The organism is Lysinibacillus sp. GW247-5R2A, assembly GCF_059424475.1.
Map to the genome: position 1 here is coordinate 55,662 of NZ_JBWKZL010000012.1, position 22,828 is coordinate 78,489.

Consider the following 22,828-nt stretch of genomic DNA (forward strand, 5'->3'; position numbering starts at 1 on the left):
TCCACGTAAGGAAAAGACCTGTTTTTTGTTTACCTAGGAGAAGTACTTTGATACAAAGTCGCTTTAGAAGGGCGTATCGTTAAAATAAATAAAATGATAGCTACCATCACCATGACAAATGAGGCACTTACTATAACAAATCGTATAGAAATAAATTCAGCAGTCATTCCAAATGCAGCAGTCAGAATTATGATGAAAAGGGCTTCAAAAAAACCATAAATACTCCCTATACGTCCCATGCTTTCAGCAGGGATATTATTTTGATAAAAAGTATAGAAACCTGTATTGGCAAAAGCGGTTGCGAATGATAAGAGGAAGCAACCTAAAGCTGCCATAAAAAAAGTATAGGAAGAAGTAAACAGTAAATAACCGAAGGCCGTCATTATAGACCCCATGCCGATTAACCAAGCAGTAGAGGTTTTTTCAACAAAGGCTGAATTGGTTAGGGAGCCAATTAATACACCGACACCTGCAATACTGACTAAAACCCCATATTCTCCCTCCGATAAAGCAAGTACTTGAGTGGCAAAAGCAGCCTCTAAAGAATCAGTCGCTGTCATCAATACAATGGTAGCACTAAATAATAAATAGACTGCCATCACATAGGCATTTTTTAAGCTAAAATGGATGACCATTTTCCAATCATGGAGCCATATTTTATAAAGTGTTGCATTTTTTGTATGATGAGCAAAGCCTAATTGTTCATGTCCTTCAACGTCTGGCATTTTTATAGTTATGCAGGCAGAGAAAAATAAAGCAATAGCATTTAAGTATATAGCCATATTCGGTGTGCCTAGTGTAAATAGAAAGCCTGCTATAGCTGGACCTGTTAGGAAGGCACCAGAATCAAGCAAACTACGTAATGAGTTAAAGCGTTTTCTTTGCTCTATCGGTATCAATTTAGTGATATAAGTCATAGAGGTAGGATGATACATAGAACTAGTAGCTGTAATGATAAAGACTAAAATATAAATCCATCCTAAGCTCGAAAAGATGGGAAGTGCGACAATCAATATGGACCGGCAAAGATTCAATAGGATCATCAGGTGTTTTTTATTAAAGCGGTCTATTAAACTACCAGACCAAAAATTAGTAAACAATGTGGAGAGGGCCCTGACAATATACAAGCCAGATACAGCAAGTGCTGATCCTGTCAGGTTGAGTACAGTAAGGTTCAAAGCAATAAAATAAATCCATTCACCGATACTAGAAATGCCAATACTACTTAAAAGGATAATTGGATAGCGCCACGATTTTAAAGATTTTCTCATAAAAATTCCTCCTTCAGCAAACGTAATCTTGCAAAATAAAAAATCCCACCCCCAAGACAGTAGTCTTAGGGACGAGACGGAAGAATTTATGCTCACGTGGTGCCACCCTAGTTCACTATTATGTTGCCATAATAGCCTTTTCAGTACGGCATGAATACATGCTTATACTGTAACTCTATAACGGGAGTTCCCGTCGCACCATCATTCTAATAGAAATCCAATGCGCTACTCTGAGGCTTGTTTCAATAATTCGTTCTTGCTCGTTTTCAGCAACCGGAGCTCTCTGGGAAGAACAACCTTATTTACTCTTCTCTTCACTGTATTTTGGATAGTGTAGCATATATAGTTAATTTTGGTAAAGCACTACAATGAAAAGATGATCCATTTTTTGAGTGTAAGCTTTTAGTCTGCTAACATGACAAAAGCCCGCCAGTTTGAAAAATCCAAATAAAATAAAGCATATACTATTGCTGTCTTGATTAAAAAAATTCATAAGGTATTCCATTACAATTCTCTTGCTTAGGTTTAATTTTTATAAAGATATATCCATTCTTTGGAAATGCAGTTTATAATTCGACTATAACAAGGAGGGAAAAAAATGAAGGCGATAGTAATAAATGAATTTGGTACGTCTGATGTATTAACATATACGGAATATCCAAAGCCTATAATCTCTACAGGAGAAATCCTAATACGTACAATCTATACGAGTGTGAACTATGCAGATATTAAAAACCGTACAGGTAATAAGGCTAAAGGAAATTTTCCAATGATTCTTGGGTTAGATGTTGCTGGTATTATAGAAGAGGTTTTTAATGAGAACAGCAATTTTCAGAAGGGGGACCAGGTCATTGCATTTCCGACAAATGGTGCTTATGCAGAGTATGTCGTAGCAAAGGAACAATTGGTTTTTAAAGTCCCCTATGATGTACCACTAGAGAAGGTAGCAGCTGTGCCAACTGTATCGTTTTTATCATACATCTTAACACATCAGATAGCACCTATTAGCCAGAAGGATTCGGTATTAATTCATGCTGCATCTGGTGGGGTAGGAACAATGCTTATTCAAATGGCCAAAAAGCTAGGCGCTAAACAAATTATTGGAACTGTAGGTACTTTGGAGAAGGCATCGATAGCTTATCAGCTTGGGGCAGATCATGTCCTTAAATACGATCAATTTAGTGAGCATGTACGAGGCTTTACTGGAGGTCTTGGTGCCGATATTATCTTTGATTCCATTGCGGGAGCTATAACGGAGGAAAGCTTAACTTGCCTAGCACCATATGGCACACTTGTACAATTCGGCAATAGTGGAGGCAAGGCAGGAATTATTAAAACATCGGATTTACATAGTAGCTGTCGTAATGTAAAAGGATTTAGTCTTGGTACGACTAGGGACTTAAGACCGGAAATGTTACAACAGGCCGCTCAACATATTTTTACTTTATTAAAAGAGGATAGTTTTCAAGTGCCCATTGCTAAAGCATTTTCATTAGAGGATATGCAGAAGGCTCATGAACTGATGGAAAGTCGTCAGCATCAGGGAAAAATAGTAATTAAACTATAGAAACAAGGGGAGAGTGACGCTCATAGGGAGAGCGCCATCTCTCTTCATCAATTTTCTAGTTCATCCAATTTTTCGAAAATTCGTCTTTTTCGATATAGCATAATACCTGTTTCAGCAACATCTTGGATCATGCCTTTATTTGCGTATGCGCCGAAGATCATACCAGCAATAGGTATCATTTGAAACAGTTTTTTCCAGCCCATCTGGTCCCGGTACGTATAAAATACCTCCTGCCAGCCTTGTAGCTGGGAAATCATATTATCAGTAGCTTTATTAGTACTATTCATAGTGGAAAGCTCCTGTAGGATGGCTTCCTTACCGACGATATCTGCAGATGTGAATTGCAGGCATTTCACAATAAAAATTCGCTCCATTTTATCGTTAGGGTCATAGCCATGTATAATAGCAATTTCTTGCAATGTCTTCAGTGCCGTTCCTAAAATAACTGGTATATCGATAGCCAATGTAAATATTCCGCCAAACCCAGTAGAAGCCCCTTGAACAGTCGCAAACTTTACACGCTCATTTTGCAATTTATCACTAAGAGTAATCATATCCTCTAATGGGATTTGACCAATATCTGAAATGCCCAAAATATGCTCTGTGGAAGAATGGTTACGGATTTTTTGAATCATGGCTTGTTCATTGATTAAATATTTTCCACCGGATTGTATGTAGTTCCCTAATTCATCGACTAATAATGCAATTTTATTTTGAATAAAAGTAGGCGTCATTTTATCTAACAATTTAAACGGTATTCTACCTAGTTTTTCCCAAAACCATAAATCCTTTTGATCCTTTTCCCAAACCTGAATTTCCTGCAAGTGCTGCTCTAATAGCTGACGGTTCTCCATTATTGTCTATCCCCTTATGTGTTCATTTACTTTAGATACGAAAAAAAATAGTATAAGGTTTCGCCTTGTCTTGATTCATCTGTATATTTTTTGTGTCGAAAATAAAGTTTCATGTATAAACTAACTCCGATCATTCAATAAAATGACATGTTATTGCCAGATGGAAGCAAGGAGTGCAATACCTTCATCTATTTGCTGAAGTGTCAGTCCCCCGTAGCCTAAAATGATTAAAGTATCTTCTGTACCATGCTGATAGGAAGTAGAACATGGATAGACAAGAATCCCAATCTTTTGAGCAAGTTGAATCGCATTTTTCTCAGAGAGTCTATTAGGTAACTTCATCACGATATGTAGCCCAGATTTTTCTCCGATGATTTGAAATTCCTCCGAAAAATAAGTGGAGATAGCAGTTAGAAGAGCTTGTTGTTTTTTACGATAAACTGTTCGCATTTTTGCTAAATGCTTATCAAATTGACCTTCTGCAATGAAATCAGCTAAAACAAGTTGCTCTACTCTGGAGACAACTGATTTTTGATCATGGTTAAAGGCATTAAACGATGCAATTAATGACTTTGGTAAAATGATATAACTGATTCGCAAAGAAGGCAGCAATGTTTTAGAAAATGTTCCAAAATAAATAACTCGCTGAAGCTGATCCATTTTTGCTAAAGAGGGGATTGGCAGCCCTTTATAACGAAATTCTGAGTCATAGTCATCTTCAATAATGTATGCATCATTCAAATTGGCCCATTGCAACAAGGCGGCTCTTCTCTCGACGGTCATAATCATGCCCAAAGGAAATTGATGAGCTGGTGTTGTGTATAACATGTGAATGGTTTTTGAAGGAAGAGTTATACCGGCTTTATCCACAGGGATGGCCTCTGTAGACAAACCGCATTGCCGAAAAGTAGTATGTGCCCGTTTAAAGCCCGGTTCTTCTACTCCGACTTTACTTTGGGGACCAAAAAAGAGACTAAGGGCTTGAAGTTGACTTTGTGTTCCACCATAAACAAACACTTGAGAGGCATCACAAACAACGCCACGTGAACGTTGTACATAGCGCGCAATCTCAGATCGTAAAACGTCTTCTCCTTCCCAAGGACTTGTGGATAAATTATTCTTGTTTACATATTTTTTCAGGAGCTTATGCCAAAGTGAATAGGGAAAAGCCTCGTTATCCACATGACCGTTATGAAAATCATACTGAATGTCATTGGACATGATTGTCTTTAGAGGTACCTCATGATGCTGTTCATCTTGGACCCAATCAAATTCAAAGGGAGCAATAAAATAACCCGACCGTACTTTACTATAAACATAACCTTCTGCCAGTAATTGTTCATAAGCCTCCTTCACAGTATGTACACTTACATCGAGAGTTTGCGCTAGGGCTCGCTTAGAGGGTAATTGCTCATGACCTAAAAGCCTTCTTGCTAAAATTGCCTGCCTAATTTCTTCGTAAATCTGAATGTATTTGGCTGAATCTCCTGTCAATGAAATGGATAGCTCCACAAGATAACCTCCTCTGGTATGGTTTGGTTTTTAATAATTGGTACTTTCTATCATATCAATTTTACCGTTAAATAATTAAAAAAGGAGTGATACATCATGGAGTTTATTGCATTAGAAAATGAAATAGTTAGACTGAAGCCTTTAGAGTTAAATGATTTATCGGGGATATTTGAGGCGGCGAGTTATCCAGAAATTTGGTCACATATGTCCACAACAATCGAAAAAATGGTGGATGTGCATAACTTTGTGGAAAATGCTTTATTAATGAGGCGTAATAAAACAGAATTTCCTTTTGTTATTGTGGATAAAAAGACGGGAGAGATCATAGGGTCTACACGTTTTATGGATATAGATGATACACATCAGCGGGTTGAAATAGGAACAACATGGCTGACACCAACCTACTGGCGTACTGCTATTAATACCAATTGTAAATACCTACTATTACAATACTGTTTCGAAATCCTTCATTTACAGCGAGTTCAAATCAAAACTGATCATGAAAATATTCAATCTCAGAAAGCTATTGAGCGTATAGGAGCGACAAAGGAAGGGGTATTACGGAATCATATGATTCGTAAAGATGGAACCACTCGCCATACAGCCATGTATAGTATTACGTTAGAGGAGTGGCCGCAGGTGAAAATTCACTTAAATCAATTATTAGGCAAATCTATTTAATATTTGGATTTTAATGGGTTTTTATTGGCCGCTAAGACTGTTTTTTCTATTAAAAAGTGTCAAAAAATAAGGGGAAGGGTAGAGTACTTAAAAATTGAAAGAGGGTAATCTACTTGAAACCAAAATACACGCTAAGACAAATCTATGGTGAGAATGCAGTTTATACACCAAGAACGCCGTTTAGTGATAATCCATGGATGATGGACGATCCTCATAAGCTGGATGCCCTAACCTCTAGAGAAGTAGCTATTGCTGATATTCCTGTATTAGTGCACAGAGCTACCCAAACTGAAAAAGCTCAGGAGCTACATCGATTAACAGGTTTACCATGGGTCGAACAGCCTTTTAGTTATGACACACAGGAGGAGTATTTAGCCCATATTCGTTCTTGGTGTGAAGACGACAAAACGATTGTTTGTCAATATATACATGACTTGGAACATATGGACCGTCAATGCTATTGGATGGATGCTGAGAAATTTAATGAATTGAATTCAAAAGCATATATTGATCATTTAATCGATAGCAAATTTGTTCCGAGTCGTTTAAATGTGGAAACCTATAGGCTCTCAGATGCCATCAAAAATTGGCAACCTCCCGTGGTACTTAAGCCCGGCGATGATTCCCCAACCTCTGGAGGATATGGAGTCATCATTTGCCATAATAAAGAGGAACTGACGGAAGGTCTGCGGCAATTTCGAATGACTGGAACGGAGAGCATAATTATTGAGGAATTATTACAGACAAAGGACAATTATAGCTGTCAATTTGTCTATTCCGAGGAGCTAGGTATTCAATATTTAGGGGCCTCTCAACAAATTACCGATGAAAACGGTATTTATCACGGTAATATCATAGTAGATGAAGTTCCTGAAAAGGTCATCGAAGTAGGAAGGCATATTATGGAACAAGGTGTGGCAGAAGGATTCGTTGGTGTGGCAGGGTTTGATTTAATTGTCACAGAGGCTGGTGATGTTCAGGCTATTGATTTGAATTTCCGCCAAAATGGCTCCACCTCTATGCTAATGTTTCATGATACTTTAGGTAAGCCTATCAATAAATTCGCCTCCTATGTTGCAAAAAGTCCACAGGAAAATGATGTTTTCTTTCAAACCATTAAGAAGTTTGTTGAACAGAAAATTTTATTTCCGTTATCATTTTATGACGGGAATTATTTTGATGAATCTGTTCCCTCTAGATTCGTTGGAATATGGTATGCCGATCAACTTAGCGAGATTGAAAAACTTGAGCAGGAACTATTATAGTAAAAAAAGAATGGTCATTAATCGACCATTCTTTTTTTATAAATAAATGCAGCGAGAAACCAAGAAAGTAGAGACCATACAACTATCGTAATCATAGGAATGAAAACATCTGTCATTGAATATTTACCTTCTAATGCTTCTGCTAATAGTAATAATTGTGAGCTTGGTAACCATTCTGCAATCTTTAGGATTGGATAAGTAGAAGCAAAATTTAGGGCGATTGGGCCAAAAGAGAAAATGATGATAACCGGTAAAACAATGATGGAACCTTCCATAATAGACTTAGAAAATAATCCACAAATCGTTCCAAGTGCAAGATAAAATACAGTAGAAAGTATTAATGAAATCGCTAAAATGAGTAGGTTAGATGGTTTATATCCGACAATAAAAATAGACATAGCTACCACGATCATCGTTATGATAAGAACAAATAAGCTTTTACCAATTAATATATCTCCTAGTGAGGCAGGGGAGAGCATCAGGCTACGCAATGTATTTTTCTCCTTCTCCTCCGCAATTAAACAGCATTGTATATAAGCCGTTACCATTGAAAATGTCATATTAATAGGTAAGAGATAAGCGTTGATAGAGGATGTACCGGATTGGTTATATAAAAATGCCAAAATTATTGGCAAGAGTACCATCGAAGATACAGCATAGTTACGTGAAAATTCCTTATAATCTTTCATTAATATAGCTTGAATTCTTGTCATTGAAATATTCATACTAAATCACTCCCTGTTATTTGCATAAAAATATCGCCTAATGTTGGTTCATTTGTATGGATTCGAGTAACGACGTTGGCTTTCATCCATTCATACAGCTTCTCGGCATCTTGAGCGCCGTTTTGAATCACTTCTTGTGTACCATCTGTAAGCTCAACAGTTATAGAATCGGAGCCAAATTCCTGCTTCAAGTCGCTTGGAGCACCAATTGCTCGGATTTTCCCTTTATGCAGAAAAGCAACTCGGTCACAAAGTATTTCGGCTTCGCTCATGTCATGTGTTGTTAAAAATATCGTTGTCCCCATGGCATTCAGTTTTCGTAAACCATTATAGATATGTTCTGTATTTACAGGATCAAGGGCAGAAGTAGGCTCATCTAAAAATAATAATTCGGGCTTATGCATAATAGCTCTAGCCAGTGTAACCCGCTGAATCATTCCCTTTGATAGCTGACTAATTTTCTTTTTGCGATCAGCATATAAGTTCACAAAATCAAGAGCTTCTTTAACGGTAGTGACTGACAGCTCATATAGCTTACTATAGAGTAATAAATTCTCCTCAATAGATAACCTAGTATACAAACCGCTATTATCTGTTAATATGCCAAAACGTTTACGATTTTGACTTTGTTTCATGTCAGCTGCTGGCTGTCCAAATAATAGAACATTTCCAGCAGTTTTTTCAGTTTGCGCAGTCAATATTTTAATAGTAGTTGTTTTTCCAGAGCCGCTCGGACCAAGGAAACCAAATATTTCTCCTTTTTGTATAGTAAAGGAAACATCTTGTAGTGCGGTTTCTTTATTAAAGGTTTTTTTCAAATGCTGTACATCAATTACTGCGTTCATGTATAAGCCTCCTGTTTGTTGTTGATGTCTAAACTATAAACAACAAGTGAGAGGTTCACAGCAAAAATTAGATGAGAGGCGGAAAAAAGACCATCAATGAAACCATATGGAAGGTGACAGGAGTCGTTTATTTCCTGGGAAATCTACTAAATTCCGAGTATTTCCTTTAAATCTGCTAGTTTATTTTTCGACAAAGGCACAACGGTTTTATCTGTACTGTTGAGTGCAAGGCTATAGCTATTGCGTGTCCATGTAATGATTTCTCGAACCTTTTGTAGGTTAACAATGTATGAACGATGGCTTCTGAAAAAGCCGAATGGTGTCAGCTTTTGCTCTAGCTCATTCAGTGATAGTGTACATGGGTAGGCTTCACCTGCAACATTAACAGAAACGATGCCTTCCACACTTTCAATATAATCAATTTCTGGCGGATTGAATAAAATGATCTTGTCATTTTTCTTTGTTGGAATTTTATCAATGCGAATTGGTGAATTTTCAAGTTGGGGAGGTGTTTGCTCTAATTCGTCCTCTTTAACATCCAAGGTATGTAAGCCGGCCCCATCTAATCTATGTATAGCAGTACTTGCAATCATTAAGTCTTCTAGATTATTAGAAAGTAAAATGATGCTTTTTTGCCTTTCTGTGAGTTTTTTTAGTATTTGTTGGACATTTTGCTTAGAAAACTCATCGATATTTTGAAAGGGTTCTTCTAATACAAGAAGGGACACTTCCTGAAGATATGTACCCAATAGCTTTAATCGCTGTTTTTCACTAGTAGAAATCTTACTAATTCTACTGTTTCTTTGATCAGTTAAGCTAAATAGCTTTAATAAATCCTCAAGCTCATTAGTTGGACTTTTGAATAATTTTAAATAAAAACGTATATGCTCACGAACAGTAAGGCGTTCATAGAGTGCACTTTCGCGAAAATATGTAAATGTATGATCTCGTTTCATAAACCATTGCATTAAAGTATGTATTTTAGAAACATCCGTGTAGATGCCGATAATCATGCCGGGTTGTAAGGATATAGGAAAGCTCGGATATATCACATTACCTCCCTCAATATAAGGGTCAACCAAAATATCTATATGTTGTTCCATTGTTTGTTCCTCCTAATGATGTTCTACTCGTAAAAAGTTTAAGATCTTTGCGTGTGCTTGCAAGTAGCTAGCTGGATAAAAATTGGAATTATAAGTATCCATAAAACCGTGATGTCCTTGATATTGCTCTGTTTGAACATTGGATTTATGTCTGAGTTCCTGTTTTAATGCATTCACATCAAAGCTATTTTCATAGCTAGGTAAAATGACCAAAGTTGGACATGATGGTTGGACATCTAAGAATTGTCGTATTCGTGAGCCATAAACACAAATAACTCGATGTAAGGGAAGAGTTGATAATCTCCAGGCTAATGTGGCACCAACACTATATCCAATTAGCACTACTTCATCATATTTTTCACATACCTCTAGTATTTTTGGGGATAATATCTCAAGAGGTGCGTCAAAGCCGACTGTATGTAAGAAATAATCATAAGCTTGTTGTTCCTGTTTATATGAAAAGGATTTTCCTTCTGGATAAAGCGAAACACAGCAAACGGAGGTATACTCGTCAATGTAGGATTGGGCTTGTTCTTTAATAAATTGATTGATGCCGTATATTTCATGTAAAATAAATATTTTTCTATTCATGACGACCTCTTTTCACTTTTTCCAATAGTGTAACAAAAACTAACGTTTACGTATATTTTAGTAATTTATGGATTTGTTTTTGTGTTACTAGAATATTTTATATTTAGGTTTGAGGGGGAAAGTGTTGAAAATAAAAGGACCACACAATTTAGATATATCTAATTATGTGTCGTCCCTTTATTTAGTTTCTTATTCAACGAATGCATCCGATTGTTGAAAATCTTATTTTTTATTCAATTGTGTCTTTCTGTCAACAAAATTTCTAACCTAAAAATACAATTTCACCATTTTCCTTTTTTGCTCGAATTGTAATTTTGCCCACGCATTGTTCTGGATTGTTATAACCATTTTCTACTTCTTGAAATAGGGTAGATAATAGATTTTCTACTTCACCTAATGTTGTATCTTTAAAAAGTTTATGTACACGCATTAATTCAATACCTTTATAAGCATCTTCTGTTCCATGAACTTCAATTCCTCCAAATGCTCTAACTTCAATTTCTATTTTTAAATTTTTCAGCTCCTCAAAATTATTAACGCATTTACGTATTAACTTTTAAAGTGTTTGGGAAACTTGTCCTATATTCAACAACCATGGATTAATTTCCTTTATTCAGCAATATGGCCTTTTAGAATAAAAAGATGAGTTCCTAAATAAACGCGCCCGATTGTTGAAGAACTTTATTCACCTAAATTCCTCGTTACTTGATAAGGTTTGAACTATCAAAGCAACTTCTCTCGGTTTAACATCAATAGACGATAACCTTTTTATATCTATCCACAAAGGCAAATATATTCCTCTATCTCTCTCTTTGTCTGTGTATTCCTCACCTTGTGCAGTTCCGAATGTTCCATTAATGATTTCGGATAAGAAAAAGTATTGGGTTCCGTTATATTCAATTTTTGCTATACACTCATTGACCTTTACTTCTACTCCCAATTCTTCAAATGCTTCTCTTTTTGCTGCGTCTTCTGGCGTTTCCCCTTTTTTTATTCCACCACCAGGAAAAACATAATAGACAATACCATCTCTAATTCTACGAATTAATCCTACCTTATCATTTTCTACTATAACTACCGAACCTCTATTTCGCATTAATCGTAACCTCTCATTCATTCAAATCTTTTTAAAGTAGGTATTGCGCCCGATTGTTTAATAAACCTATGCTCTTATATTTATATATCACTATTGTCAATAGAGGCTCTGGGCTGTTTCAATTCTTTTAACAGATTTAATGCTTGTTGAGTTGAGTCAATCAAAGAGAAATTCCCTTTTGTTTTTCTTAATGCCAATGCTTCTAAAAAGCATTCTTTGGCTTCATTCAAGATTGCTAATTCCATTAGACATTTACCTTTATGTTGCAATACAAAGTCTAGGTAATCAACAATCTTGTTGGCTTTACACAGATTCAAGGCTACATTAAATTTATCCAATGCCTCTATATGATTACTATCATATTTAAGAGCCTCACCAAGACGAATTAAAGTGACAATCTCTCTTGAAAGATTTCTTTCTTCTACTGAATGATTAAGACAATAAGATAAACTATGAATCGCTTTTTTTGGTTGTTCAATTATTCTATATAAATTACCCAATGTACCATAAAGAAAATACTTATCATCTTCATTGCTGTCCTTTAGTAAGGCTTCTGCATCACTAATAACTTGGAGTATTTTTAATGGATTAGAGGTTTTTTCACGAAGATAGTCATTTTGATCAAAGAAAATAATATCATTTAAAGCAAAGAGATTCTCCTTGAAATCTGCTATGTTCACATCTATTTCCCCCTCAATTAACTTTATTAAAATCTTACTTAAGTATTCTTCCTCTATTTATTAGAAACCTTTTTATGTGACCTATTAATGAAAAAGCACTTTCCTTTATACAAGGATAGCGCCCTTTAATTGAATAAAAATATTTACAACTCATTTCTTTATGTAATTTACAACGTCATTAATATAACTATCGATAGGTTCGCCAGTATTTACAACTATGCACTGATAATCAGTGGGTCTTTTACTATTGACTAATGTATATTTAAAATTCTCTTCGGAAGTTACCTCACTTATTTGACTTATCATTCTTTCTCGATTTTTCAATCTAAAATTAATCTCTTGAAAATCATCAAGGTAGCACTCAACATATTTGTACTTCACATTATATTTTTTAGACATAGCAATTCCTCGATCTACCATTTCTTGATAAAGGCAAGGGCTATCAAATACTACATTTTGTCCTTGTGATAAGTAAGATTCAATTAAAGACCAATCAATATTATATGAAATCTTACCAGTTAATTTTGAATCGATTTGAATTTCTTCTGTTGACTGTAATAAAGCAGATTTTACAATGTCGTGGTCTATTATGACTGCTCCTGTACGCTCAGCAATTTGACGAGAAAGTGTAGACTTTCCAGACCCAGGAAAGCCAGACATTTGAACAAAAAACATGTTAATCCCTCACTTCTTCTACTATAAATAAAGTATCTATGGCAATAACGGAAAACTCTTATTAAATAACCAAGTTGTTTTCAAGAACTACCCCTAAATTTTAACATAAATGTACAAATCTCTTTAGAGGCAGTTATTCAACTAAATGGCCCAATTGTTTGAATCTCTATCTCTTATTGGAGCAAAGCGCTCGTATAGCTAAGGAGCAGTCTGCTGCCAGGACAGCTATTTTTTATACTTCATACATATCAAAAATCCTAATTAATGTTAGTTTGAGAGTGCATGGTCGATGGAATTACGATATAAAAATGATTTATAGAATAGTAAGGATTGACAAAATAGCTTTGAAAAGGGGAAGTTTTACTTGATAATGATTATCATTATCGTATAATAGGGGAGTAAGGAAATAATAAGCATTTTTATAAGTTGAAAAGTATACAGTTGGGGTTGTAGTTCAGCTGATGCCGCAGCCCAATTGTTGAGATAGGAAATAAACATAAACGAAAGGTGTGTTAAGTATTGTTTGAACAAGAATTGTATGATGTAACGATCATTGGTGGAGGACCAGCAGGATTATATTCTAGCTTTTATTGTGGCTTACGTGAAATGAAGACGAAGCTTATTGAATCACAGCCGCAGCTTGGGGGAAAAATCCACGTTTACCCAGAGAAAATGATTTGGGACATAGGGGGCGTTACGCCAATTTCAGGTGGCCAACTCATTAAGCAGTTAGTAGAGCAAGCCTTAACATTTAATCCATCTATTTATACAGATGAAAAGGTAGTATCAATTGCTAAAAACGAAGAGGGCATTTTCGTTATTACAGCTGAGTCTGGGAATATTCATTATTCAAGAACGGTCATAGTTGCTATTGGTGGGGGCATCCTTAATCCTCAAAAAATAGAGATTGAGGGAGCTGAACGATTTGAGGTATCTAATTTAAACTATACTATCAAATCCTATGAAAAATTTAAAAATAAAGCGGTCATTATTTCTGGTGGCGGCAATACAGCGGTAGATTGGGCACTAGAGTTAATGGAAGTAGCGTCAAAGGTCTATTTAACGTATCGAAAAGATCAATTGTCTGCACATGAGGCTCAAATTACGGAGCTTACGAATAGTACCGTTGAATGCCATTATAACTCTGAAATTACAAAATTAATGGCAGATGATCAAGAAGGAATGATTACAGCAATTGCTTTAACAAACCATGAGATGGGTACTGTAACGGAAATTCCTATCGATGAAGTTGTCATCAGTCATGGCTATGTACGTGATAAGGAACTATTAGATAATAGTCCATTAGCAATTGATCGTAAAAACGATTATTTCATAGCAGGTACTATAAATAGTGAGTCATCTATTCCGGGTCTTTATGCGGCAGGAGATATTTTGCACCATGATGGCAAAATCCATTTAATTGCAGCAGCTTTTCATGATGCATTGCACGCAGTGAATAGTGCGAAGAAGTATATTCAGCCAGATGCTTCTGATGGCGGTATTGTATCTTCCCATAATGATATTTTCAAACAACGTAATCGCAAGCTATTACAGGAAAGCTTAAAATAATCAATCTTAGGAGCACTCATGCATTTTAGGTGTTCCTTTCTTGTTGTTTTAAAACATGCTATAGGAAGGGAGCTATTCAGTATCAATACGCAAGAAATTATAGAATTCTATACAATGGCACCTTTAACATTTACGTCTGCCACTACTGACCAGATTTCTTCTGAAATAGTTGCTGAGACTAACGAAACAAAGGAAAATGTAGCTAGACTTATCTTCCCAATCAATGGAATAGGTGATGTTAAAATTGAAGGCACTAATTATCGCATAAAAAAAGGACGGATCCTCCATGTTGGTCCGAATTTTCCCATTCAATTTTTAGCTGCACATGAGGCCAATTTAGAGTATGTAGTCATTTACTTTCACCTATCTAATGAAGAACAGGCGAAACTTTCTCTTTATAATAGTCATTTTCCTTTACGGGTTGTAGAGCACATGAAATTAATGAGTCTAGTGCAGCAATTAGTCGAAACAAATCAAAAGGGTAGCCATTTATCATTTCTTCAATCCAAAGCACTTTTTTTACATATTTTAGAGGAAATAACTTTGTTGATGAAGGTGAAAGACTATCAAAACATAGCATCCATTTTGACGTATATACAAGAAAATTTTACAAAGAATATTACTGTGAACGAAATAGCTAATGAATGTAATTGGGACCGTAGAAAATTGAGCTATGTATTTGAAAAAAGAATGGGTGTCAGTCCCCATGTTTATTTAACTGATTTACGTATTCAAAAATCCAAAATGCTATTAAGGTCATCTGATTTTTCTATAAAGGAAATAGCTGATCGAGTAGGTTATACGGATTATTTTTATTTTAGTCGTGTCTTTAAAAAGGTGACAGGTTTATCACCTAGTATTTTCCGCAAACAGATGAATTAACAAACACTCGATGAAAAAATTACATTCATTGGGTGTTTTTTGTATAGATCGAACATAGCTTTCTCTTTTTTGGACAACCTAAGGAGAAATACTGACATGGTGGGGTGATGATCATGAAAATAGAGAGGTCGTCAGAATGGGAAGAAGGCTTTATCAATCGCGTCAATGACCTAGAACAATGGCATAGCTGGACATTATATAAGATGAACTATGATATTGTAAAAATGAAATTAATCCCTGATTTCAAAGGTTTACAAGCTACAAAGTATTTACCAAATTTAAAACCTCTTGCACATCAGCTAGAAGCTGCTGAAACAGTCATTGAACGCATGAATGGAAAAGCCATTTTAGCAGATGAAGTAGGTCTTGGTAAAACAATTGAAGCGGGTTTGATTTTAAAGGAATATCTGTTAAGGGGCCTTGTGAAGAAGGCGTTAATATTAGCGCCAGCTTCTCTTATTAATCAATGGATTGAAGAGTTAAATTTAAAATTTCATATACCTGCTATCGCTTATAAAAAAAATTGTCCAATAGAGCGCTATGATGTCATTATCATGAGTATGGATACGGCGAAAAAGAGCCCTCATAGGGAGCGTATTTATGAGCAGGATTATGATATGGTTATTATTGATGAGGCCCATAAATTAAAAAATAATAAAACACAAATTTATGAGTTTGTGCAAGGATTAAAGAAAAAGTTTTGCTTATTATTAACTGCCACTCCTATACAAAATGATGTTTTCGAATTATATTATTTAATTTCCTTATTAAAACCAGGACATCTGGGGAACTATGATACTTTCCAATCCGCCTTTTCAGCTAGTAAGCATCATCTAGAACATGATGATTATTTGAAAGAATTGGTCAATCAGGTGATGGTGAGAAATCGAAGAGAAGATACAGGTATTGAATGGACCAATCGTTGCGTTCAAATTGTGCCGATTACCTTTACGGAAGAAGAAAGAGAAGTTTACGATCTCCTTGGCTCACTTGAAAACAAAGGATCTTTTGCATTAATTACTTTGCAGAAGGAAATGTGCAGTAGCAAGGAAGCAACAGCATTAACATTAACAAATATGCTGAAGGAGCATGGACAATCACAGGAAATGGAAGATATTTTAGCCAAACTGATGGCGTTAGAAGTGAATTCTAAAGCAGAAAAGACGATAGAGATTATTGAACAGGCGAAGGATAAGGTTATTATTTTTACAGAATACCGTGCCACTCAAATCTACTTACAATGGTATTTACATTCCAAAGGTATTACGAGTGTATTGTTTAACGGTAAATTTAATAAAAGTAAACGAGATTATATGAAGCATTTATTCAAAGAAAGAGCACAAGTACTCATTGCCACAGAGGCTGGTGGAGAGGGGATAAATCTTCAATTTTGTCATCATGTCATCAATTATGATTTACCATGGAATCCTATGAAGCTAGAGCAACGAATTGGTCGTGTCCATCGTTTGGGGCAGGAGCATGATGTTCACATATATAATCTTGCTATTAAAAATACCATTGAAGAAAAAATCTTGGAATTACTTCATACTAAAATCGATGTGTTTGAAAAAGTGGTTGGTGATTTAGATGCCATTTTAACAAACTTAAAAAAATCAGTATGAGGTAAGGAGGGAAACTATGTATCCGCAGCAAGTTCATGAGTATTTAAAGGGATTTTTCGCCGAAAATGACTGCCCTATTTTAGGGGAAGAGGATCATTCTTTGACCGTGCAGTTGACGGTAGATATAGATAAAAGAATTATGAATAGACCATTTTATTGGCAATATATAGAGGCAACTAATAGTGAACCAAACCCAGCTCAAGTGACCTTTATTACAGATCAGACAGCTATGGCCGGTAACTTGTTTGGTGAAGTTATTCATTATGGCTCACCACGGTTAAATCAGCTTTTTCATGCTACAGGAGAACTAGGTGCCTATGTCCAATTATTTGAAAAAGTGGATCATGCAATGGGTCAGGTTATCCTTACTCCATGGCTAGGCGTTAATTTTAAAGTTTCCTATTGCTGTGATCGGACAAAAGAAATGATGTATTCATTTGGTATTAATTTATTAACGGGTGTTATCAAGGAGAATTTTCATGAATCGATTTTTGCCTCAGATTTTGACACCGAGCCAGCAGAGAATGTTTTTCATGTGCAATATATAATTAAACCAGTACGTGCTCTTGAAAGATTAAATGCAGCAGTGGAATCCATTATTGAAAAGGATGATCATTCGTGGGCCATTGAAGCGCAAAAGAGATGGCAACGTGATCAACGTGTATTGGATTATTTTTATGAGGATGTAGAGGATAAACCGGAATGTTATGAAATTGAAAGAAAAGCATTAGAGGAGCAATACGAATCTAAAATTAAAATTGACATTATTAATGGAGGATTATTTTATCTCTTTTAAATGAGGAGCTGTCTTATTAGGGACAGCTCCATTTTTTAATTGTCTTCCACCAAGCTTTGTAGCTGCGCCAATTTATTGTCCCAAAATAAATGAAAGTATTGGAGCCAATCCTCAATTTCCTTTAGACGCTCACTATGCAAAGTGTATATCTTTTCGCGACCCTTTTTTTGAGCAGACACAAGCTCTGCCTGTTCTAAAATATTTAAATGCTTCACGACAGCTGTTCGACTAATTGCAAAATGCTCTGAAATATTAGAGATAGGTCTATCACTAGATGCAAGTAGCTTTAATACATTTCTTCTTGTAGGATCTGCAATTGCCTGAAAAACGTCATATTTAATTGCTTCTTGGACCATTAGGCTTCTGCAATTTCTTTTAATTTATGATGGATGATCATTGTCCAGCCACCATCCATTTTTGTGCGAATGGCTTCAGTAGCACCGTTAGCTTTAGGAATAATATGTGAAGCTTCCTTCCAGCCACCATGTGTTAAGGTGAATTCTGTTTGTTCTCCGACTTCTTTTAGCTCAAAAGTAACGAACCAACCATCCTCGTCCCAAGCAAATCGTAGAAAATGTGGCGCATCTACACGTTCAACTTTACAGGGTGACGGACCAAATGGCGATTGAATCGTAAATTCATGTCCCTCAATAGGTTGAAAATCATTGGGCATAAACCAAGAAGCAATTTTTTCTGCAGTTGCTACAGTATCCCACACCTTTTCTATAGGTGCATTAAGTGTAATTGTTTTAATAATATCGGGTAATTTTCCGTTCATGTGTTAATCTCCTTTATAGATAAAATGTAACCATTAGGTGTTATGAATATATAACACCTAATGGTTGTATGTCAATGTCAAAAGAAAAAATTTAGTATCTTTCTGTAAGGAAGTACATATGTTACAATTATTTTTATAATTTTCTGACAGAAAGTAGGGGAGCAAAATGGTGAACATCTCTGTTTTCTTAGTTATGTGCATTTTACTCATAATTTTACCTGGTCCAGATACAGCTATTGCGACAAAGAATACCTTGACTGTAAGTAGAAAAGGTGGCTTGCAGACAATTTTAGGGTCTTGCGGTGGTTTATTGATTCATACGTGCGCAGCTGTCATTGGGCTTTCCGCTATCATTGTGAAATCAGCTTATGTGTTTGCTGCATTAAAGTATATTGGTGCAGTTTACTTATGTTATTTAGGTATTAAAACATTGTGGACCTTACGGAAAATTCGCGCACAATCTCCCGAAGTACAGGATGAAGCTAATATGGATCATAAGTACTCCCATCAATCATGCTTTAAGCAAGGGTTCCTCACTAATGTGACGAATCCGAAGGTCGCTGTATTTTTCCTAACATTTCTTCCTCAATTTGTGGATGGAACGAGTGGAACATTTCTACCGTTTTTAATCATGGGACTAATATATACAGCTTTAACGATGTTATGGTTTGTATTTTATGTTTATCTATTAGATCGCATTAGTGCATTTATGAAAAGGCCAACTACTAAGGCAGTAATCGAAGGATTGACGGGTGCGGTGTTAATAGGTTTCGGCATTAAATTAGCATTGGAAAAGGCCCACTAATAGTCAATACACCACTATATATTAGATGTAAAAATCTAATGATAGCTGGTGTATTTTTTGTTGTAGAGGTGTACGGGAAATAAAGGAACATCTTCTGAATGATAGTTATAGTTTCCGTGCACTTATTTTTTCTAGAAGGATTACCATAGATGAAGAAGAATTAATTACTATAAGAGAATTTTGCTGAGACTTTCATCAAAAAGAATAAATGGGGAAGATATTTATGGAATTACGAGATTTAAAAGCATTTATGTCTGTTGTCGAGCATGGTAGCTTTACGAAGGCTGCGAATGAAACATTTGTATCTCAGCCTTCATTAAGTAAAAGCATAAAAAAATTAGAAGATACATTGCATGTAGAACTATTGAATAGATCTACACGAAATGTCGAGCTAACAGATGCAGGCATTATTGTTTTTAAAGAGGGGCAAAAAATCATGCGTTCCGTTCAAGACCTGCACATTTTACTAGATGATTTATTAAATATAAAGACAGGCTCCATCAAGCTAGGGATTCCACCTTTAATTGGAACATTATTTTTTCCTAAAATGGCTAGAGAATTTCATCAACAATATCCTGACGTGCATTTGGAGCTTGTTGAACGAGGTGCAAAAACGGTGGGTACGTTAGTAGAAAACGGTGATGTTGATATGGGGATTGTCGTACTACCGACGGATGAAAGGAAGTTTTCGGTTCAGCCATTTGTAGAAGATCAATTTTATGTATTTATAAATGAACTACATCCATTAGCTCAATTTAACGAAATACAATTGCAGGATTTAAAAAATGAAACCTTTATTATTTTTGCTGAGGAGTTCGCTTTACATGATTATGTGATTAAATCATGTGGAAGTGTTGGATTTTCACCAAATATAGGCTATAAAAGTTCACAGTGGGATTTGATAGTTGAACTGGTCTCGTCAAATTTAGGAATAACATTACTGCCATATTCTATTGCTGCCAAGCTAACAAATAATAATGTCAAAATGATTCCCTTAGCTAATTTTGACATGCCTTGGCGTTTGGGGATTATCACCAAGAAAAATACATATCAATCGTATGCCTTAAAACAGTTACTTAATACGATACGTAAGTAAGACATATAGCGATTTATTCTATTTTGGAATAAGTGGTATTCTAATTAATTCCTTTACTTGTAAAATGTTAATAAGGTAGAATTTTTATTAATAAACGAGCAATTTTAGGGGGTTTCGAGATGAAGGATGGGAAAGTGTGGGGTTCATTTGAAGAAGCGGTTGCTGATATTAAGGACGGAGATATGTTAACAGTAGGAGGCTTTGGTCTATGCGGTATACCAGAAAAGGCTATTGCAGCTTTGGTGCAAAAGGGCACGAAGGATTTAACAGTTGTCAGTAATAACTGCGGTGTAGATGATTGGGGCTTAGGCTTACTATTAGCGAATAAGCAAATAAAAAAAATGGTTGCCTCTTATGTAGGTGAGAATAAAATTTTTGAGCAACAATTTTTAAGTGGCGAGTTAGAGGTAGAGTTAACACCTCAAGGAACACTTGCTGAGCGCCTACGTGCAGGAGGAGCAGGGATTCCAGGGTTTTATACAGCTACTGGAGTTGGTACGCCCATTGCTGAAGGCAAAGAAGTAAAGGTTTTTGATGGGAAAGACTATATATTAGAAAAAGGAATTACTGCTGATTTTGCTCTAGTTAAAGCATGGAAAGCAGATAAACTAGGTAATTTAGTGTATAGAAAAACATCACGTAACTTTAATCCGCTAGCTGCGATGGCAGGTAAAATTACTATTGCTGAGGTTGAAGAAATTGTAGAAGTTGGCGAGTTAGACCCAGATCATATCCATACACCAGGAGTTTTCGTTCAACGTGTTTTATTGGGTGAAAATTATAAGAAACGTATTGAGCGTTTGACAGTGAAAAAGGGGGAAGCGTGATGGCTGATACAAGACAAAGAATCGTAAATAGAGCAGTAAAAGAAATTCAAAATGGCATGAATGTAAATTTAGGTATTGGTATTCCAACTTTAGTTGCCAATGCTATTCCAGCCGATTATGAAGTACTTTTACAATCAGAGAACGGATTACTTGGCATCGGTCCCTATCCAGTTGAAGACGACGTAGATCCCGATCTAATTAATGCTGGGAAAGAAACCGTAACAGCTAGGCCAGGTGCCTCCTTTTTTGATAGTGCAGAATCATTTGCTATGATTCGTGGTGGCCATATTGACCTTGCTATTTTAGGCGGTATGGAAGTTTCAGAGAACGGAGATCTGGCAAATTGGATGATTCCAGGGAAAATGGTCAAAGGAATGGGGGGCGCCATGGACCTTGTAGTAGGAGCAAAAAGAGTCATCGTCGTTATGGAGCATGTTAATAAAAACGGTGAATCCAAAATTAAAAAACAATGTGAACTCCCATTAACAGGTAAAGGAGTTGTCCACCGGTTAATTACAGACTTAGCTGTATTTGATTTTACTAAAGATGGGATGCAGCTTATTGAATTAGCAGAAGGCGTTACTGTAGAGGAAGTAAAAGCAAAGACTGCGGCTTCATTTCATGTAGCTTTAGCACAATAATTTCAGACTTAGGACTGTTTTCAACGTGGTTGTATCATCCTATACTCGTTTAAAAAGGGAGAGTTTCGGATGGACCAACAATGGACAAATGAACTAGCAGTTGCGCAGGTCAGAGTAGCAAGGCCAACAGATCAATTAAAAGAAATTGAACGATTTTATTGTGAGGGCATAGGTTTAAAGAAAATTGGGTCTTTTTCTGGGCATCGTGGCTATACAGGAATAATGATTGGTCTTCCAAATGCACACTATCATTTGGAATTTACAGAACATGTTGAAGGGAGCCCTTGTCCTGCTCCAAGTAAGGACAATCTGTTAGTGCTCTATATTCCAAATAAAGAGACGATTCATAGCATTGCTCAACGCTTATCACGAATGGGGTACCCTGAAGTAGAGCCTGAAAATCCATATTGGATGCAGAAGGGTACTACAATTGAGGACCCTGATGGCTGGCGCCTTGTATTAATGAATACAGAGGGCATTTAAACAGAAGAAGGAATGCACGAGCTATAATCGTAGTCTCGTGTTTTTTTTGTCAAAATAAATACCCTGTATAGTATATAATTATTAAGGGGGGTATTTATATATGCAACGAATTAAAACTTTGGATAGTTGGAGAGAAGTGTTAGAACAATCACACGAAATACCATGTCTTGTCTTAAAATTTAGTCTGACATGTATAAGTAGTGTTTCAGCTTTAAAGGAGTTCAAAGCATTAGCGACAGAATTACCTAAATATGATCATTGTCCAAAAGGAACGTGATGTTTCCAACGCCATAGAACTTAATCTGCAGGTAAAGCACGAATCACCACAGTTTATAATTTTGCAGGGGGGTAAAGGAATTTGGCAGGCAACCCACTACAAAATAAAACAGCCTCTTTTAGTAGAGGGACTTAGACTGTATGTAAAATGAATAAAAAAGATACCCCTTCATACATGGAGGGGTATT

Annotated in this window: 27 protein-coding genes and 1 other annotated feature; of the genes, 14 read left to right on the top strand and 13 right to left on the bottom strand. The window is 36.0% G+C overall.

Going from position 1 to position 22,828, the window contains the following annotated elements:
- Nucleotides 1–29: 29 nt before the first annotated feature.
- Entirely contained in the window at nucleotides 30–1,271 is a 1,242-nt protein-coding gene (locus AC07YC_RS18010) for an MFS transporter (RefSeq protein ID WP_494920051.1), read from the bottom strand.
- Nucleotides 1,272–1,335: 64 nt separating this feature from the next.
- Nucleotides 1,336–1,598 (bottom strand) — a binding site (T-box leader).
- A 271-nt stretch (nucleotides 1,599–1,869) separates the two neighbouring features.
- Here AC07YC_RS18010 and AC07YC_RS18015 point away from each other — a divergent pair.
- The gene (locus tag AC07YC_RS18015) at nucleotides 1,870–2,838 is read left to right on the top strand and encodes a quinone oxidoreductase family protein (protein WP_494920052.1); all 969 of its coding nucleotides are present in this window, start codon (nucleotides 1,870–1,872) and stop codon (nucleotides 2,836–2,838) included.
- Nucleotides 2,839–2,885: 47 nt separating this feature from the next.
- Here AC07YC_RS18015 and AC07YC_RS18020 read toward each other — a convergent pair whose 3' ends face one another.
- The gene (locus AC07YC_RS18020; protein WP_494920053.1) at nucleotides 2,886–3,692 is read right to left on the bottom strand and encodes an EcsC family protein; all 807 of its coding nucleotides are present in this window, start codon (nucleotides 3,690–3,692) and stop codon (nucleotides 2,886–2,888) included.
- A gap of 150 nt (nucleotides 3,693–3,842) precedes the next feature.
- Nucleotides 3,843–5,204: a MocR-like pyridoxine biosynthesis transcription factor PdxR gene (gene pdxR, locus AC07YC_RS18025; RefSeq protein ID WP_494920054.1), complete on the bottom strand. Its 1,362-nt coding sequence runs from the start codon at nucleotides 5,202–5,204 to the stop codon at nucleotides 3,843–3,845.
- Nucleotides 5,205–5,300: 96 nt separating this feature from the next.
- On the opposite strand from pdxR, the gene AC07YC_RS18030 reads away from it, so the two are divergent.
- Together AC07YC_RS18030 and ldmS are read left to right on the top strand one after the other, a co-directional pair.
- Nucleotides 5,301–5,885, top strand: coding sequence for a GNAT family N-acetyltransferase (locus AC07YC_RS18030; RefSeq protein ID WP_402797059.1), 585 nt, complete (start codon nucleotides 5,301–5,303; stop codon nucleotides 5,883–5,885).
- Between the two features lie 113 nt (nucleotides 5,886–5,998).
- Nucleotides 5,999–7,150 (top strand): L-aspartate--L-methionine ligase LdmS, encoded by a 1,152-nt coding sequence (gene ldmS / locus AC07YC_RS18035; protein ID WP_494920055.1) that lies wholly within the window; start codon nucleotides 5,999–6,001, stop codon nucleotides 7,148–7,150.
- Nucleotides 7,151–7,167: 17 nt separating this feature from the next.
- Here the strand turns inward: ldmS and AC07YC_RS18040 are convergent, their stop codons facing one another.
- From AC07YC_RS18040 to AC07YC_RS18075, 8 genes are all read right to left on the bottom strand, one after another.
- The gene (locus AC07YC_RS18040) at nucleotides 7,168–7,875 is read right to left on the bottom strand and encodes an ABC transporter permease (protein ID WP_494920056.1); all 708 of its coding nucleotides are present in this window, start codon (nucleotides 7,873–7,875) and stop codon (nucleotides 7,168–7,170) included.
- Entirely contained in the window at nucleotides 7,872–8,720 is an 849-nt protein-coding gene (locus AC07YC_RS18045) for an ABC transporter ATP-binding protein (protein ID WP_494920057.1), read from the bottom strand. Before AC07YC_RS18045 ends, AC07YC_RS18040 begins: the two co-directional genes overlap by 4 nt.
- A gap of 146 nt (nucleotides 8,721–8,866) precedes the next feature.
- Complete coding sequence (locus tag AC07YC_RS18050) at nucleotides 8,867–9,823, bottom strand: LytTR family transcriptional regulator DNA-binding domain-containing protein (protein WP_494920058.1); 957 nt, start codon at nucleotides 9,821–9,823, stop codon at nucleotides 8,867–8,869.
- Nucleotides 9,824–9,835: 12 nt separating this feature from the next.
- Complete coding sequence (locus tag AC07YC_RS18055; RefSeq protein WP_494920059.1) at nucleotides 9,836–10,414, bottom strand: dienelactone hydrolase family protein; 579 nt, start codon at nucleotides 10,412–10,414, stop codon at nucleotides 9,836–9,838.
- A 262-nt stretch (nucleotides 10,415–10,676) separates the two neighbouring features.
- Nucleotides 10,677–10,844, bottom strand: coding sequence for a hypothetical protein (locus AC07YC_RS18060; protein WP_336636087.1), 168 nt, complete (start codon nucleotides 10,842–10,844; stop codon nucleotides 10,677–10,679).
- Between the two features lie 255 nt (nucleotides 10,845–11,099).
- The gene (locus AC07YC_RS18065) at nucleotides 11,100–11,510 is read right to left on the bottom strand and encodes an NUDIX hydrolase (protein WP_494920060.1); all 411 of its coding nucleotides are present in this window, start codon (nucleotides 11,508–11,510) and stop codon (nucleotides 11,100–11,102) included.
- Between the two features lie 80 nt (nucleotides 11,511–11,590).
- A complete protein-coding gene (locus tag AC07YC_RS18070) occupies nucleotides 11,591–12,190 on the bottom strand; it encodes a hypothetical protein (RefSeq protein WP_418300890.1) in 600 nt (199 codons plus the stop codon).
- A gap of 150 nt (nucleotides 12,191–12,340) precedes the next feature.
- The gene (locus AC07YC_RS18075; RefSeq protein ID WP_494920061.1) at nucleotides 12,341–12,865 is read right to left on the bottom strand and encodes a P-loop nucleotide/nucleoside kinase family protein; all 525 of its coding nucleotides are present in this window, start codon (nucleotides 12,863–12,865) and stop codon (nucleotides 12,341–12,343) included.
- A gap of 519 nt (nucleotides 12,866–13,384) precedes the next feature.
- Here AC07YC_RS18075 and AC07YC_RS18080 point away from each other — a divergent pair.
- From AC07YC_RS18080 to AC07YC_RS18095, 4 genes are all read left to right on the top strand, one after another.
- The gene (locus AC07YC_RS18080) at nucleotides 13,385–14,434 is read left to right on the top strand and encodes an NAD(P)/FAD-dependent oxidoreductase (protein WP_336636089.1); all 1,050 of its coding nucleotides are present in this window, start codon (nucleotides 13,385–13,387) and stop codon (nucleotides 14,432–14,434) included.
- A gap of 114 nt (nucleotides 14,435–14,548) precedes the next feature.
- Nucleotides 14,549–15,316, top strand: coding sequence for a helix-turn-helix domain-containing protein (locus AC07YC_RS18085; RefSeq protein WP_494920062.1), 768 nt, complete (start codon nucleotides 14,549–14,551; stop codon nucleotides 15,314–15,316).
- 107 nt (nucleotides 15,317–15,423) lie between these two features.
- Entirely contained in the window at nucleotides 15,424–16,938 is a 1,515-nt protein-coding gene (locus AC07YC_RS18090; protein WP_494920063.1) for a DEAD/DEAH box helicase, read from the top strand.
- Nucleotides 16,939–16,954: 16 nt separating this feature from the next.
- Nucleotides 16,955–17,734, top strand: a complete 780-nt coding sequence (locus AC07YC_RS18095) for a YqhG family protein (protein WP_494920064.1) — start codon at nucleotides 16,955–16,957, stop codon at nucleotides 17,732–17,734.
- 35 nt (nucleotides 17,735–17,769) lie between these two features.
- Here AC07YC_RS18095 and AC07YC_RS18100 read toward each other — a convergent pair whose 3' ends face one another.
- The gene (locus AC07YC_RS18100) at nucleotides 17,770–18,090 is read right to left on the bottom strand and encodes an ArsR/SmtB family transcription factor (RefSeq protein WP_336636093.1); all 321 of its coding nucleotides are present in this window, start codon (nucleotides 18,088–18,090) and stop codon (nucleotides 17,770–17,772) included.
- A complete protein-coding gene (locus AC07YC_RS18105) occupies nucleotides 18,090–18,512 on the bottom strand; it encodes an SRPBCC family protein (RefSeq protein WP_336636094.1) in 423 nt (140 codons plus the stop codon). The genes AC07YC_RS18100 and AC07YC_RS18105 overlap by 1 nt, the downstream gene beginning before the upstream one ends.
- 166 nt (nucleotides 18,513–18,678) lie before the next feature.
- Between AC07YC_RS18105 and AC07YC_RS18110 the strand changes: the two genes are divergently transcribed.
- From AC07YC_RS18110 to AC07YC_RS18140, 7 genes are all read left to right on the top strand, one after another.
- A complete protein-coding gene (locus tag AC07YC_RS18110; RefSeq protein WP_494920065.1) occupies nucleotides 18,679–19,317 on the top strand; it encodes a LysE family translocator in 639 nt (212 codons plus the stop codon).
- 223 nt (nucleotides 19,318–19,540) lie between these two features.
- Entirely contained in the window at nucleotides 19,541–20,413 is an 873-nt protein-coding gene (locus AC07YC_RS18115) for a LysR family transcriptional regulator (RefSeq protein WP_494920066.1), read from the top strand.
- Nucleotides 20,414–20,532: 119 nt separating this feature from the next.
- On the top strand, nucleotides 20,533–21,240 hold the full coding sequence (locus AC07YC_RS18120; RefSeq protein WP_494920067.1) for a CoA transferase subunit A: 708 nt from the start codon (nucleotides 20,533–20,535) through the stop codon (nucleotides 21,238–21,240).
- Entirely contained in the window at nucleotides 21,240–21,881 is a 642-nt protein-coding gene (locus AC07YC_RS18125) for a 3-oxoacid CoA-transferase subunit B (RefSeq protein WP_494920068.1), read from the top strand. The genes AC07YC_RS18120 and AC07YC_RS18125 overlap by 1 nt, the downstream gene beginning before the upstream one ends.
- A gap of 69 nt (nucleotides 21,882–21,950) precedes the next feature.
- A complete protein-coding gene (locus AC07YC_RS18130) occupies nucleotides 21,951–22,364 on the top strand; it encodes a VOC family protein (protein WP_494920069.1) in 414 nt (137 codons plus the stop codon).
- Between the two features lie 100 nt (nucleotides 22,365–22,464).
- The gene (locus AC07YC_RS18135) at nucleotides 22,465–22,641 is read left to right on the top strand and encodes a monothiol bacilliredoxin BrxC family protein (protein ID WP_494920070.1); all 177 of its coding nucleotides are present in this window, start codon (nucleotides 22,465–22,467) and stop codon (nucleotides 22,639–22,641) included.
- Nucleotides 22,616–22,792: a monothiol bacilliredoxin BrxC family protein gene (locus AC07YC_RS18140; RefSeq protein WP_494920071.1), complete on the top strand. Its 177-nt coding sequence runs from the start codon at nucleotides 22,616–22,618 to the stop codon at nucleotides 22,790–22,792. Before AC07YC_RS18135 ends, AC07YC_RS18140 begins: the two co-directional genes overlap by 26 nt.
- Nucleotides 22,793–22,828: the final 36 nt, after the last annotated feature.